Raw genomic sequence first — 12,484 nt, 5'->3', positions numbered from 1 at the left:
CGGGGAAAAGGGCTCGACGGGGGTCCTGGGCGGGACGGATGATCCGGGCTGTGGGTGACGATGGCGTGGGTGTGCCGGCGAGGACCGAGCGGCTGCGGTTGCGGCGGCTGACCGTTGCCGACGTGGACGCGCTGGTCGAGTTGGACAGCGACCCCGAGGTGATGCGTTTTCTCACCGGTGGCGTCGCGACCCCGCCGGCGACCGTGCGGGACGAGCAGTTGCCGAGGCTGCTGGCTCAGTACGACAGGTATCCCGGGCTGGGTCGGTGGGCGGCGCACGATCGGGAGTCCGGCGAGTTCCTGGGTTGGTTCGCGTTGAACCCGTCGGCGGACGGGACGGAGGCCGAGTTGGGCTATCGGCTGCGTCGCCCGACGTGGGGGCGGGGGCTGGCCACCGAGGGGGCGCGGGCGCTGGTGCGGTACGCCTTCGACACCGTCGGGGTGCGCCGGGTCTGGGCCGAGACGATGACTGTGAACGAACGCTCCCGGCGGGTGATGGTGAAGGCCGGGTTGCACTACGTGCGGACCTTCCACCTCCAGTGGGATCACCCGATTCCGGGCACCGAGCAGGGCGAGGTGGAGTACGAGGTGCGGGCCGAGGAGTGGGCGACCACCGGTCAGGAGCGGCCGGCGGCCCGGCGGGCGCGGTAGGCGGTCACCGCGGCGCGGTTGCCGCAGCCGGCCTCGCAGAACCGCCGGGAGCGGTTGCGGGACAGGTCGACGACGACGTTGTCGCAGTCCGGGTATTCGCAGATCCGTAAACGGCTCAGCTCGCCACTACGGACCAGGTCGGCCATCGCCATGGCGGCCTCGACCGCGATCCGGGTGGCCAGCGGCGCGTCGCGGGGAACGGCGTGCAGGTGGTACGGCTCGTCGTCGTGCTCGATGAGCTGAGGCAGCGCCTTGTGTTCCAGCAGCAGGCCGTTGATCACAGCGACGATCTCGGGTGGTTCGGCGTGCCAGATGCGGCGCAGTTGGGGCCGCAGCTCCCGTACGGCGTGCAGCTCGGCCTCGGTGTGCTCGTGCCGGCCGCTGTAGGAGTGGCGGACGAAGAACGCGTCCAGCGCCGCGATGTCGGGCAGCAGCTCACCGTCTCGACCTGCGGTGTTGACCAGCGCCGCGGCGGCGATCAGCGAACATTCGGTGTCATGAGCGAATAGCAACTTGACTCCTGTCACGGCTTCCGCCTAGCGTCATCAGCACAAGGATAGTTTGCTCATGACACGGTGCCCATCCGGAGGAGCGCGACATGCACCCACGATCTGCTGCCGGCATCGGGCTGGCGCTGCTCGCCGCAGTCACCTTCGCCACCTCCGGCACCTTCGCGCGGTCGCTCATCGAGGCCGGCTGGTCAGCCGAGTCCGCGGTGATCGCCCGCGTCGGCGTGGCCGCCCTGGTACTGGCGATCCCCGCCCTGCTGTCGCTGCGGGGCAAATGGGACGTGCTGCGAAGCAACGCCGCGACCGTCGGGCTGTTCGGGCTCCTCGGGGTAGCGGTGGCCCAGGTGTGCTACTTCAACGCCGTGCGCTACCTGCCGGTCGGTGTCGCGCTGCTGCTGGAATACCTGGGCATCATCCTCGTCGTGATCTGGATGTGGCTGCGGCACGGGCAGCCGCCCCGCCGGCTCACCATCGCCGGGTCGGTGGCCGCGCTGGCCGGACTCGCGTTCGTGCTCGACCTCGCCGGCACCTCCGACTTCCACCCGGTGGGCGTGCTCTGGGGGCTGGGCGCGGCATTCGGCCTGGCCGGATACTTCGTGCTCGCCGGCCGCGTCGACCCCCGGCTGCCCTCAGTCGCCATGGCCAGCGGTGGGATGGCCGTCGGTGCCGCCGTGCTGTTGCTCATCGGGCTGACCGGCCTGCTGCCGTTGCACGCCACCTTCGGTGAGGTCACCTTCGCCGGGCAGCCCACCAGCTGGCTGGTGCCCATCGCCGGGCTGTCGCTGGTGGCCGCCGTCATCGCGTACCTCGCCGGCATCGCCGGCACCCGGATCCTCGGGCCCCGCCTGTCGTCGTTCGTCGGGCTGACCGAGGTGCTCTTCGCAGTGCTGATCGCCTGGCTGTTCCTGAACGAGCTGCCCACCGGCTGGCAGTTGTTCGGCGGTGCGCTGATCGTCGCCGGTGTCGCCCTGGTACGCCTCGACGAGCTGCGGGGATCGCCCTCGACGCCTGCGCCGGTCACACCCGAGCCCGAGCTGGCGCTTGACGGTCGGTGACCTCGGCGGGTGGTGGTTCACTGTCGGTGACTAGCGCTGCCGGTGGCTTCCGCTGACGGTGAGAGGGTGGGTGTCGTGCTGACCACTGTGGTGTTCGACGCTGACGAAACGCTTCTGGACCTGCGTCCGGCGGTCACGGCGGGCTGGTGGCGGTCCTCGACGAGATGCGACGACGGACATCGGCGGCGGCCGGGGTGACGCTCGCCGAACTGGAGTCGGACTGGGGCGCGGTCTTCGGCGAGCTGAAGGCCGCCCCGGTGGCGGAGATCCGGCGCGCCGCACTGGCCCGTTCGCTGGCCCGCGCCGCGCTGGTCCACCACCTGGACGAGATCACGGAGCTCTTCTTCGCCCAGCGCTTCGCCCTCACCCGACCGTTTCCCGACGTAACACCGGCGCTGGCCACGCTGCGCGGCCGGTACACGCTGGGCTTCGCCACCAACGGCAACAGCCGCGCCGAACGGTGCGGACTCACGGGCGAGTTCGCCTTCGAGCTGTACGCGCACGAGAACGGCCTGCCCAAGAAGCCGGCCCCGGAGTTCTACGCCGCGGTGGTCGCGGCGGCCGGGATGCCAGCCGGACAGATCGTGTACGTCGGCGACTCCTGGGAGCACGACGTGGTGGCGCCTCGCCGGGCCGGCCTGCGGTCGGTGTGGCTGAACCGACTCGGCCTGCCTCGCCCGCCCGGCTGCCCACCCGATGCCGAAGTTTCCGGCATGGCCGAGCTGCCGGCCGCGCTCGCCAAACTGGCTGTGGACGCGGTAGGCGTGTAGGTCGAGCCGGCCGGCGCAAATTTCTGTGCGGCCTGTGTCTGTGCGGCCTGTCTGTACGGGCTGTGTCGGTGCGGCCTGTGTCGGTGCGGCCGCTCTGTTCGGGCTGTGTCGGTGCGGCCTCTCCGTGCGGCCGGGTGCGGCCCGAACTGGCTTGATTCACGGCCATAACGGGCGTCCATCTGGCGCGATGCGGATCGGTGTTGTGTGATGGCTGGCACGTCCCTCAACGAGAGGATCCGATGTGGTGAGCAAGCGCTTCACCGCCCGTACGGTCGCGACCGCGGCTGTGCTGGCACTTACGGCTACGGGGTTGGGTGTGCCGGCCAACGCCGCGCCGAGCGATTCCCGGACCTTCACCGTCGTCGCCGAGGATGGTGTCGCCACCGACACGGCCGTCGCCGCGATCCGGGCGGCTGGCGGCACTGTGGTGTCCAGGTCCGATGAGGTCGGCATGTTCCAGGTCAGCAGCGACCGGGCCGACTTCGCGGCCAGGGCGACCGCCGCGCCAACGCTGATCGGTGCCGCCGAGCAGAAGGCCATCGGCCGCAAGCCGAAGCTGGACCGGGTCGAGCAGGAGCACCTGCTGGCCGCTGCCGGTGCTCGTGCCGGTGCTGCCGGTGCTGCCGAGAAGGGTGCCAAGCTCGATCCGCTCGACGACAAGCTCTGGGGCCTGGAGATGATCCGGGCCGACAAGGCCCGCAAGATCGAGCCGGGCGACCGTCGGGTGACCGTCGGCGTACTGGACACCGGCGTCGACGCCAGCAACCCGGACATCGCGCCGAACTTCAACTGGTCGCTGTCGCGAAACTTCGCGCCCGACCTGACCGACGTGGACGGCCCCTGCGAGGTGCCGAGCTGCCTCGACCCGGTCGGCACCGACGACGGCGGGCACGGCACCCACGTGGCCGGCACCATCGGCGCCGCGGCCAACGGCTTCGGACTCTCCGGCGTCGCCCCGAACGTCTCGCTGGTGGAGCTCAAGGGTGGCCAGGACTCCGGCTACTTCTTCCTCGACCCGGTCGTCAACGCTCTGGTCTACGCCGGCCGCTCCGGGATCGACGTGGTCAACATGTCGTTCTATGTCGACCCGTGGCTCTACAACTGCACCGCCAACCCGGCCGATTCCCCGGAGGACCAGGCCGAGCAGCGGGCCATCATCAAGGCGATGAAGCGGGCGCTGGTCTTCGCGCACAACAAGGGCGTGACCCTCGTCGGTGCGCTCGGCAACAACAACGAGGACCTGGGTGCACCGCGCACCGATGTCTCGAGCCCCGACTACGGCGCCGACCCGTACCCCCGACCGATCGACAACGAGAGCTGCTGGGACCTCCCCACCGAGGGCCCGCACGTGATCGGCGTGTCGTCGGTCGGCCCGTCCGGCAAGAAGTCGGACTTCTCCAACTACGGCACCGAGCAGATCTCGGTCGCCGCGCCGGGAGGCTGGTTCCGGGACGGCTTCGGCACCGACACCTTCCGTACCGATGCCAACATGATTCTCTCCTCGTACCCGAAGCACGTGCTTCAGGAGGAAGAATCGGTCGACGCCGACGGCAACATCGTCCCCGGCTTCGAGAATTCGGTCTTCAAGCAGTGCAAGGCCAACGGTGAGTGCGGCTACTACACGTACCTCCAGGGCACCTCGATGGCGTCCCCGCACGCCGCCGGTGTCGCCGCGCTGATCGTCAGCCGGTACGGCAAGGCGCAGGGTCGGAATGGTTTCGGGATGTCGCCGGACCAGGTCGAGCAGCACCTCTACCGCACGGCCGCCGAGCACGCGTGCCCGGAGCCGCGCCTGCAGCAGTACCGCAATGAGGGCCGGGACGAGACCTACGACGCGTACTGCGCCGGTGGGGTCAACTTCAACGGCTTCTACGGCTACGGGATCGTCGACGCCTACGCGGCGGTGAAGACCCCGCTCAAGCCGAACGCCCGCCCGTAGCGCACATCGCACTGCGGTGGCCCAACCGCCACCGTCCTCCGGGGCCCGGTCGACACGTCGTCGACCGGGCCTCGGGTCGTCCATCCCTCCGGTCACGGGCCGTCGCCCGACGAGTGACCATGATCGACTCGGTTTGCATGAATGCGCGGTGTTGGTGGATGAAGGATGGCGCGGTTTCCAGGAACCCGAGTTGATCCTGGTCATCTGGACGATCCCTGGCGCCAGCCTCGGCTGACCAGCGCGTCGCGTATCTCTCGAAGCACCGCTGGGAATTCACCGTGCAGCCGTCGACTGGTCACGTGCAGAACCAGCCAACCCGCGGTGACAAGCTGGTTGAGCCGACGGCGATCGCGGTGCAGTTGCTCCACGCCGGAGTGCCACTTTCCGTCGTACTCCACCGCCACCCGATATTGCGGCCAGGCCAGATCGGGATGCAGAACAAGTCCGGTGGGCAGGCGCACCGGATGTTGAACCGCCGGGCGCGGCAGCCCACCCAGCACCAACCGGACGCGCAGGTGCGATTCGGGCGGAGACTCGGCTCCAGCGTCGGCCAGGTCGAACACCCAGCGCGCTCGTCGCGCACCGGGGCGGTCAGCGTTGCGGGCAGCCATGGTGTCGAGCGCGTCGCGGTCGGTAAGCCCCTGACCGAGCAGCGAGTCGACGATGGCGACTGCCCGGATCGGGTCGAGCCAGACAGCCGTCTCCCAGGCGGCCCGCCCGGGATCTGATCGGGGGATGGGGAGGTCCCGCTCCCTGGTCCCGGGCGGACTGGCCGTCGCCCACCCATCGCCCCGGTCGGCCACCACCAAGCCCTCTGCTCCGACGGACACCGCGGCCGGGCGGGACAGCTGCCGTGCTGGGCGTGGTGACCTGACGCCGGCAGGCGGGCGGCCCACTCCCGTAGGTCGCGTTGCATCACGTGGACTTCCCGCGCTCGGCGGTCGTCCTGCGACCGGCATTCGTCCTGCGTCTGGTGGTCGTCCTGCGTCTGGCGGTCGTCCTGCGTCTGGCGGTCGTCCTGCGTCTGGCCGGTTTCCTGGGGTCGACGGACAGCTCGCCTCTGGCTGTCGACCTGCCTCTGGCTGTCGACCTGCGTCTGGTGGTCGTCTTGTGCCTGCCGGTCGTCGCGTGGTTGACGCCGTCGGCGCAGCGGTCTCGCTCGCCGTGAGCGGGGTGATGGCGTTGACGTGCACGCGGAGGCCACGCTGTGGGCCGATCCGCAGCGGTCGGGGCACGAGGACGTGGACGTCGTCGGTGAAGCTCGCGGCATGTTGGACGCCGTGCAGGTAGGCGGCAGACGGGCCGCCGACCACCACGCCGGGCGGCAGCCGGAGGAGGGCGGCGCGACACGCGAGGGCGTGGTCCCGATCCAACCGCGCATCGGCGTAGATGTCGTGGCGCAACCGCACCCAGGCAGAGTTGCGCAACTGATGTTCGGTGAGCAGGCCGTCCCGGACAGCGTCGGAGCCGCGGAAGACCTGCCAGGTCAGGGCATCGGGGCGATGCGGACGTGGGGGCATGCCACGCAGCCTGCCGACCACCGACCGGCCACCGAAACCCCTGTGGACAAGCGGGCCCGCGGGTGCCGCCGGCCCTGTGGACAACGACCAATCCGCCAGCCAACCGTGCTATGGCACCGGCCAGTGCGGCCGACCAATCAGACATTCGAGCCGCCGACGGGCGGTGATCCACTCGCGTTCCTGAAAGTCGGGCGGTCGCTGGCTCTAGGACACCGCGACTTCCGTGAACCCGAGTTGATCAAGCCGGGGCGGCGTGTGGCGGGGCGGCGTGCGGCGGGGCGGTGAGGGCGTGCGGCGGTCAGGGGTCAGGTGAGGGCGGTGGCGATCGCGCGGGCGGCGGCCAGGACCTCAGGGCCGATGGAGTCGACGTCCAGCGGGGCGAGCGCGACCACTCCGACGCTGGCTTCCAGGCCGGGTACGCCGAGCACCGGTGCGGCCACCCCGTACGCTCCGGCCTGCAATTCTCCGCTGCTACTCAGGGGCTCGGCCGACCCGGCGCGACCGGCAAGGATCGCCCGTCCGGCCGCCCCCCGCTCCAGTGGGTGTCGTGCCCCGGCCCGGTACGCGACGTGGAACGACGTCCAGCTCGGCTCGACCACGGCCAGCGCGACGCCCTCGCCACCTTCGACGACGGTCAGGTGTGCGGTCGCGCCGGTCTGCTCGGCGAGGCGGCGTAGCGCGGGCAGCGCACCCTCGGCGAGCAGCGGCTGGGCCCGTCGGGCCAGATGCAGCAACCCGGCACCGAGGCGCAGCCGACCGTCTCCGTCGCGACGCAGCATGCCGTGCCCGGCCAGCGCAGTGACCAGGCGGTAGACGGCGGCCCGGCCGATGCCGAGCCGATTCGCGGCCTCGGTGACGGTCAAACCGCCGGAGACGTCGGCCACCAGGTGCAGCAGCCGTAACCCCCGGTCCAGCGTCTGCGACGTCTCCCCGCCCCGCCCCGGAACCGCGTCGGTCGGCCGCACGCCAGCCTCGGTCCGCCCGTGGGCCGGGTCGGCCGGGCGCACGCCAGGCTCGAGGGCCGGGTCGGCGGGGGTGGTGGGGTTGGCTGGCGGGTCACCGGAGCCACCGGAGCGTGCGGTCGCATCCACGCCTGGCAGCGTACGACCCGGCACCGGCGGACCCGGACAGGCACGGACAGCTACCCTTGTACGGTGACGCTACGCCTGTATGACACTGCCACCCGATCGGTGCGGGACTTCGTCCCGCGGGAAGCCGGCAAGGTGGGGGTCTACCTGTGTGGTCTCACCCTTCAGGCTCCGCCGCACATCGGTCACCTTCGCTCCGGCGTCAACTATGACGTCCTGCGCCGTTGGCTGTTGGCCGCCGGCTACGAGGTCACCTTCATTCGCAACCTGACCGACATCGACGACAAGATCCTGGTCAAGGCCGGCGAGCAGGGTCGTCCGTTCTGGTCGATCGCGTACGCCAACGAGCTGCTGCTCGCCGAGTCGTACCGGTCGTTGAACGTGCTGGCGCCCACCTACGAGCCGCGCGCCACCGGGCACATTCCGGAGATGCACGAGCTGATCACGAAGTTGATCGCCGACGGGCACGCGTACCCGGCGAGTGACGGCTCCGGCGACGTCTACTTCGACGTGGCGTCCTGGCCGGCGTACGGGTCGCTGTCGGGTCAGTCTCCGGACGCCATGCAGTCCGCTGGGGACGCCCCGGATCGGGGCAAGCGGGATCCGCGCGACTTCGCGCTGTGGAAGGGTGCCAAACCGGACGAGCCGGCGGACGCGTACTGGCCTTCACTGTGGGGTCTGGGCCGTCCGGGCTGGCACATCGAGTGCTCGGCGATGTGCTGGCGCTATCTCGGCCCGGAGTTCGACATCCACGGGGGTGGCCTGGATCTGACGTTCCCGCACCACGAGAACGAGATCGCCCAGTCCCAGGCGGCCGGGTTGCCGTTCGCCCGCTACTGGGTGCACCACGGGCTGCTGAGCATCGGCGGAGCCAAGATGGGCAAGTCCGCCGGCAACGCGCTGGGCCTGGCGTACGTGGACTCGCTCGGGGTGCGGCCGGTGGAGCTGCGCTACTACTACGCCGCCGCGCACTACCGTTCGGTGATCGACTACTCGGAGGATTCGCTGCGTGACGCGGCCACCGCGTACCGGCGGATCGAGGGTTTCGTGCAGCGGGCCGCCGAGCGGGTCGGTGCCGGGCAGCTCGGTGAGCTGCCCGCCGGCTTCGTCGCCGCGATGGACGACGACCTCAACACGTCCGCCGCGTTGGCCGTGCTGCAACAGCACATTCGGGACGGCAACACCGCGCTGAGCGTCGGCGACGATGTGACCGTCCGCACCACTCTGGCCGTGGTGCGGGCAATGCTGGATATTCTCGGGATCGACCCCCTCGACCCGGCCTGGACCGGCGGCGGCCGATCGGACGATCTTCGTGCCGTGGTGGACTCTCTGATCGCGCTGGCCCTGGAGCAGCGTGCGCAGGCGCGGGGCCGCAAGGACTGGGCTGCCGCGGACGCCGTGCGTGACCAGCTCAAGCTGGCCGGCGTGGTGGTCGAGGACACCCCCCAGGGCCCCCGTTGGACTATTGGAGAGCAGGACTGATGGCCGGCAACTCGCAGCGCCGTGGCCGGCGACTGACGTCGAAGGCAGGCGCCCCCAAGGGCACCGGCGGCAAGAACAAGGACTCGTTGGCCGGGCGGGGTCGCACCCTGCCCGCGGACGAGCGACCGTGGCACAAGGGCTACTCGGGCACCGAGAAGCTGCCCCAGCGCACCGCCTGGAAGCAGGACAAGGAGCGCCGCGCGGCGGCCGAGGAGGGGCGCGCACCCAAGATCGGTCAGCCCGGCTCCAAGGACACCACCTGGGGTAGGGGCGGCGGTCGGGGCGTACCGGTGGGCCGGGGTGCTGCCACCGGCGGACGGGGCGGCAAGCCCACCGGCCGGTCCGGCCCCCGGGTCGCGCCGGGGCGCAAGTCCAACCCGTCCAAGGACACCCCGGAGCTGTTGGTCGGGCGTAACCCGGTGCTGGAGGCGCTGCGCGCCAACGTGCCGGCGACGGCGCTCTACACGGCCCAGGGCATCGACATGGACGACCGGGTCAACGAGATCCTCCGGACCGCCGCCGACCGGGGCATCGCCAACCTGGAGATCAGCCGCGCCGAGTTGGACCGGATGACCGGCGGGGTGCTGCACCAGGGCGTCGGCCTGCAGGTGCCGCCCTTCGCGTACCAGCCGTTCGAGGACATGGTCGCCGCTGCCCTGGAGCAGCAGGCCCCGCTGCTGGTGGCGCTGGACGGTGTCACCGACCCGCGCAACCTGGGCGCCGTGATCCGGTCGGCTGCCGCGTTCGGCGCGCAGGGTGTCTTCGTACCCGAGCGTCGTGCCGCCGGGATCACCGCGACCGCCTGGCGGACCAGCGCCGGCGCGGCCGCGCGGGTGCCGGTCGCGCAGGTGACCAACCTGACCCGGTCGCTGAAGGCGTGCCGGGACGCCGGCTTCATGGTCGTCGGCCTGGACGCCGACGGCGACACCGATCTCTACAACCTGGAGGCCGCGGTCGGTCCGCTGGTGGTGGTGGTCGGTTCCGAGGGGCGCGGTCTTTCCCGCCTGGTCGGGGAGACCTGCGACCTGACCGTCAGCATCCCGATGATCTCCGAGGTCGAGTCGCTCAACGCCAGTGTGGCGGCGGCGGTCGCCCTGGCCGAGGTCGCCCGCCGGCGCTCCGTCGAGCTGTAGCGCACGTCGACCGAAGGCCCCCTCCCGCCGAGCGCGGGCGGGGGCCTTCGTCGTCGGGCGCCCAGGCAGGCTGAAGAACCGTTTTCGGTACGACGAAGGGGCGGCCCGCCGAAGCGGACCGCCCCTGTCGGTACGGCGTTACGTCAGATCCGGCCACCGGTGGCGGCGTGGAAGACGTGGCTGCGACCGGCAACCGGCTTGACGAACACGGTGTCGCCCATGTTCGGCATGTTGCGCCGGTCGGTGCGGACGACGAAGCGCTCCGAGTTGCCACCCAGCGCGGCGTGACCGTAGACGTTGGCGTCCGAGCCGAGGTCCTCGACCAGCTCGACAACCACCGGCATGCCGCCCTCGGTCGGGCTGACCAGCTCGCAGTCCTCCGGACGGAAGCCCACGGTGACCTTGCCGTCGCCACCCTCGGCGCGGGCCGCCTCGACCTGCTCGCGGGTCAGCGGGATCTGCAGCTCGGCGAACTCGGCGCCCCGCTCGTTCAGCGGAACGGTCTTGATGTTCATGGCGGGCGAGCCCATGAAGCCGGCGACGAACACGTTGGCCGGGGTGTCGTAGAGCGCCCGCGGGGTGTCCACCTGCTGGAGAACACCGTCGAGCAGCACCGCGACCCGGTGACCCATGGTCATGGCCTCGACCTGGTCGTGCGTGACGTAGACAGTGGTGACGCCCAGCTTGGCCTGCAGGGACGCGATCTGGGTACGGGTCTGCACGCGGAGCTTGGCGTCGAGGTTCGACAGCGGCTCGTCCATGAGGAAGACCTGCGGCTCGCGGACGATCGCCCGGCCCATCGCGACACGCTGACGCTGACCACCGGAGAGCGCCTTCGGCTTACGGCTGAGGTACTCCTCCAGTTGGAGCAGCCCGGCCGCCTCCTTGACCCGCCGGTCGATCTCCGACTTGGAGGTCTTGCGGAGCTTGAGGGCGAACGCCATGTTCTCGTACACCGTCATGTGCGGGTAGAGGGCGTAGTTCTGGAAGACCATCGCGATGTCGCGGGCCTTCGGGGGAAGGTGAGTGACGTCACGCTGGTCGATGTAGATCGAACCGGCGTCCACGTCCTCCAGGCCGGCGAGCATCCGCAGGCTGGTGGACTTACCGCAACCGGAGGGGCCGACCAGGACGAGGAACTCCCCGTCGCCGATCTCGAGGTCCAGCTCGTTGACGGCGGGACGCTCTTGGCCCGGGTAGACCCGGGATGCCTTGGAATAGGTGACCGTAGCCATGGTGAAGCGCTTCCTTTCACCGGCAGGAACGTGCCGGACGATCCGAGTGAAGGAGCAACCGGCACGTGTCCGTGCCGGTCATCGGACGGCGCTCAGTCGCGGGGGCGCCCGGTCGTCATCCGTGTGTGAACCGTAAACGCGTTTCCCCGTGCTGCCAAGGCGGGGGCCGCCCCGCTCACCAGTCGGGCTACGCATTCCGGTCACTCGGGCACGGTCAGACATCAATCGACGCCGTCGCCAACGAGTCTGCGTCGGCTTGTTGACGATTCCCGTGCTCGGGAGGCCTCGCGATCGGGATTACCGGAGATCAGTCGCTATGCTGACCTCGACGCGCGCGCCCCTGTAGCTCAGCTGGCCAGAGCACTCGCCTTGTAAGCGAGATGTCGCCGGTTCGATCCCGGCCGGGGGCTCCAATTACATCAGACCTTTCCGATCGGCGCTGGTGTGCCTCTGCCGGTTGCCCCCGAGGGGCAACCGAACTTCGACCAAGCTCGCTGTCGTGAGGCCGGCAATGAGATTCATCAGCCTTGTGCGACTTCTTTGGGCAGCGCTGCGTCAAGAGCCTGAAGGCGGCGCGGCTGATATCCGCTGAGACCGGCGGCAGTCGATGGCTTGAGCTGTGCCTCCGGCACAACACGGTGCCCGGCGGTAACCTGGGCCGGAGCAGCGCGGAGCGGGTCGGGGGCAGATGAGTCGGGCGGTGGAGGAGTCGAACCGGGCGATGCTGCGCGCCCGGGACGCGATGGACCGGGCGTACGCCGAGCCGCTGGACATCCCCGTGTTGGCCCGGATCGCGCACGTCTCGCAGGCGCACTTCATCCGTACCTTCCGGGCCACCTTCGGTGAGACCCCGCACCGCTACCTGCAACGCCGCCGGGTGGAGCGGGCGATGTCGTTGCTGCTGGAGACCGACCGGGACGTGACGGACATCTGTTACGCCGTCGGCTTCGGCAGCCTGGGCACGTTCAGCCGGACGTTCCGGCAGATCGTCGGGGAGTCGCCCTCGGATTTCCGGCGTCAGCGCGTCGCGCCGGCCAACGTGCCGTCGTGCTTCACCAAAGCCTGGACCCGACCAAGCAGTTTTGGATAAGCAGCAGGTCAGG

11 protein-coding genes, 1 tRNA gene and 1 pseudogene are annotated in these 12,484 nt (G+C 70.3%); 9 read left to right on the top strand and 4 right to left on the bottom strand.

The genetic code is table 11. The features are described from left to right. The first annotated feature begins 50 nt into the window (after positions 1 to 50). A complete protein-coding gene (locus tag ACIBEF_RS04065) occupies positions 51 to 650 on the top strand; it encodes a GNAT family N-acetyltransferase (protein WP_396790999.1) in 600 nt (199 codons plus the stop codon). On the opposite strand, the gene ACIBEF_RS04060 is transcribed toward ACIBEF_RS04065, so the two are convergent. Next, positions 617 to 1,162 carry a CGNR zinc finger domain-containing protein gene (locus ACIBEF_RS04060; protein WP_396790997.1) on the bottom strand — a complete coding sequence of 182 codons (546 nt, stop codon included), beginning with the start codon at positions 1,160 to 1,162 and terminating at the stop codon, positions 617 to 619. The genes ACIBEF_RS04065 and ACIBEF_RS04060 overlap by 34 nt on opposite strands. Before the next feature lie 86 nt (positions 1,163 to 1,248). Between ACIBEF_RS04060 and ACIBEF_RS04055 the strand changes: the two genes are divergently transcribed. From ACIBEF_RS04055 to ACIBEF_RS04045, 3 genes and pseudogenes are all read left to right on the top strand, one after another. Continuing rightward, the gene (locus tag ACIBEF_RS04055; RefSeq protein ID WP_396790995.1) at positions 1,249 to 2,214 is read left to right on the top strand and encodes an EamA family transporter; all 966 of its coding nucleotides are present in this window, start codon (positions 1,249 to 1,251) and stop codon (positions 2,212 to 2,214) included. Positions 2,215 to 2,289: 75 nt separating this feature from the next. Continuing rightward, positions 2,290 to 2,984, top strand: a pseudogene (locus ACIBEF_RS04050) (HAD family hydrolase). Positions 2,985 to 3,228: 244 nt separating this feature from the next. Then, positions 3,229 to 4,923 (top strand): S8 family serine peptidase, encoded by a 1,695-nt coding sequence (locus ACIBEF_RS04045; protein ID WP_396790993.1) that lies wholly within the window; start codon positions 3,229 to 3,231, stop codon positions 4,921 to 4,923. 200 nt (positions 4,924 to 5,123) lie between these two features. On the opposite strand, the gene ACIBEF_RS04040 is transcribed toward ACIBEF_RS04045, so the two are convergent. After that, positions 5,124 to 5,486, bottom strand: a complete 363-nt coding sequence (locus ACIBEF_RS04040) for an endonuclease domain-containing protein (RefSeq protein ID WP_396790991.1) — start codon at positions 5,484 to 5,486, stop codon at positions 5,124 to 5,126. A gap of 356 nt (positions 5,487 to 5,842) precedes the next feature. Between ACIBEF_RS04040 and ACIBEF_RS04035 the strand changes: the two genes are divergently transcribed. Then, complete coding sequence (locus ACIBEF_RS04035; protein ID WP_396790989.1) at positions 5,843 to 6,091, top strand: hypothetical protein; 249 nt, start codon at positions 5,843 to 5,845, stop codon at positions 6,089 to 6,091. Between the two features lie 657 nt (positions 6,092 to 6,748). On the opposite strand, the gene ACIBEF_RS04030 is transcribed toward ACIBEF_RS04035, so the two are convergent. Further along, a complete protein-coding gene (locus ACIBEF_RS04030) occupies positions 6,749 to 7,408 on the bottom strand; it encodes an IclR family transcriptional regulator (RefSeq protein WP_396791274.1) in 660 nt (219 codons plus the stop codon). Positions 7,409 to 7,597: 189 nt separating this feature from the next. Here ACIBEF_RS04030 and cysS point away from each other — a divergent pair, with 189 nt between their 5' ends. Next, complete coding sequence (gene cysS / locus ACIBEF_RS04025; protein ID WP_396790987.1) at positions 7,598 to 9,013, top strand: cysteine--tRNA ligase; 1,416 nt, start codon at positions 7,598 to 7,600, stop codon at positions 9,011 to 9,013. Further along, entirely contained in the window at positions 9,013 to 10,146 is a 1,134-nt protein-coding gene (rlmB, locus tag ACIBEF_RS04020) for a 23S rRNA (guanosine(2251)-2'-O)-methyltransferase RlmB (RefSeq protein ID WP_396790985.1), read from the top strand. Before cysS ends, rlmB begins: the two co-directional genes overlap by 1 nt. 143 nt (positions 10,147 to 10,289) lie before the next feature. Here rlmB and ACIBEF_RS04015 read toward each other — a convergent pair whose 3' ends face one another. Next, the gene (locus ACIBEF_RS04015) at positions 10,290 to 11,381 is read right to left on the bottom strand and encodes an ABC transporter ATP-binding protein (protein ID WP_091403085.1); all 1,092 of its coding nucleotides are present in this window, start codon (positions 11,379 to 11,381) and stop codon (positions 10,290 to 10,292) included. A gap of 336 nt (positions 11,382 to 11,717) precedes the next feature. Here ACIBEF_RS04015 and ACIBEF_RS04010 point away from each other — a divergent pair. Continuing rightward, a tRNA-Thr gene (locus ACIBEF_RS04010) sits at positions 11,718 to 11,794 on the top strand. A 275-nt stretch (positions 11,795 to 12,069) separates the two neighbouring features. Next, positions 12,070 to 12,471 (top strand): helix-turn-helix domain-containing protein, encoded by a 402-nt coding sequence (locus ACIBEF_RS04005; RefSeq protein ID WP_396790983.1) that lies wholly within the window; start codon positions 12,070 to 12,072, stop codon positions 12,469 to 12,471. The last annotated feature ends 13 nt before the right edge of the window (positions 12,472 to 12,484 follow it).

Source organism: Micromonospora sp. NPDC050795, from assembly GCF_044456785.1.
Classification (GTDB): Bacteria; Actinomycetota; Actinomycetes; order Mycobacteriales; family Micromonosporaceae; genus Micromonospora.
The sequence above is the reverse complement of the archived record's forward strand: the minus strand, read 5'-3'. Positions and strand labels throughout refer to the sequence as shown.

Excerpts from the sequence above, each read along its gene's own strand:
- ACIBEF_RS04005 (WP_396790983.1), top strand. The coding sequence starts at position 12,070 with ATGAGTCGGGCGGTGGAGGAGTCGAACCGGGCGATGCTGCGCGCCCGG.
- rlmB (WP_396790985.1), top strand. The coding sequence starts at position 9,013 with ATGGCCGGCAACTCGCAGCGCCGTGGCCGGCGACTGACGTCGAAGGCA.
- ACIBEF_RS04055 (WP_396790995.1), top strand. The coding sequence starts at position 1,249 with ATGCACCCACGATCTGCTGCCGGCATCGGGCTGGCGCTGCTCGCCGCA.
- ACIBEF_RS04015 (WP_091403085.1), bottom strand. The coding sequence starts at position 11,381 with ATGGCTACGGTCACCTATTCCAAGGCATCCCGGGTCTACCCGGGCCAA.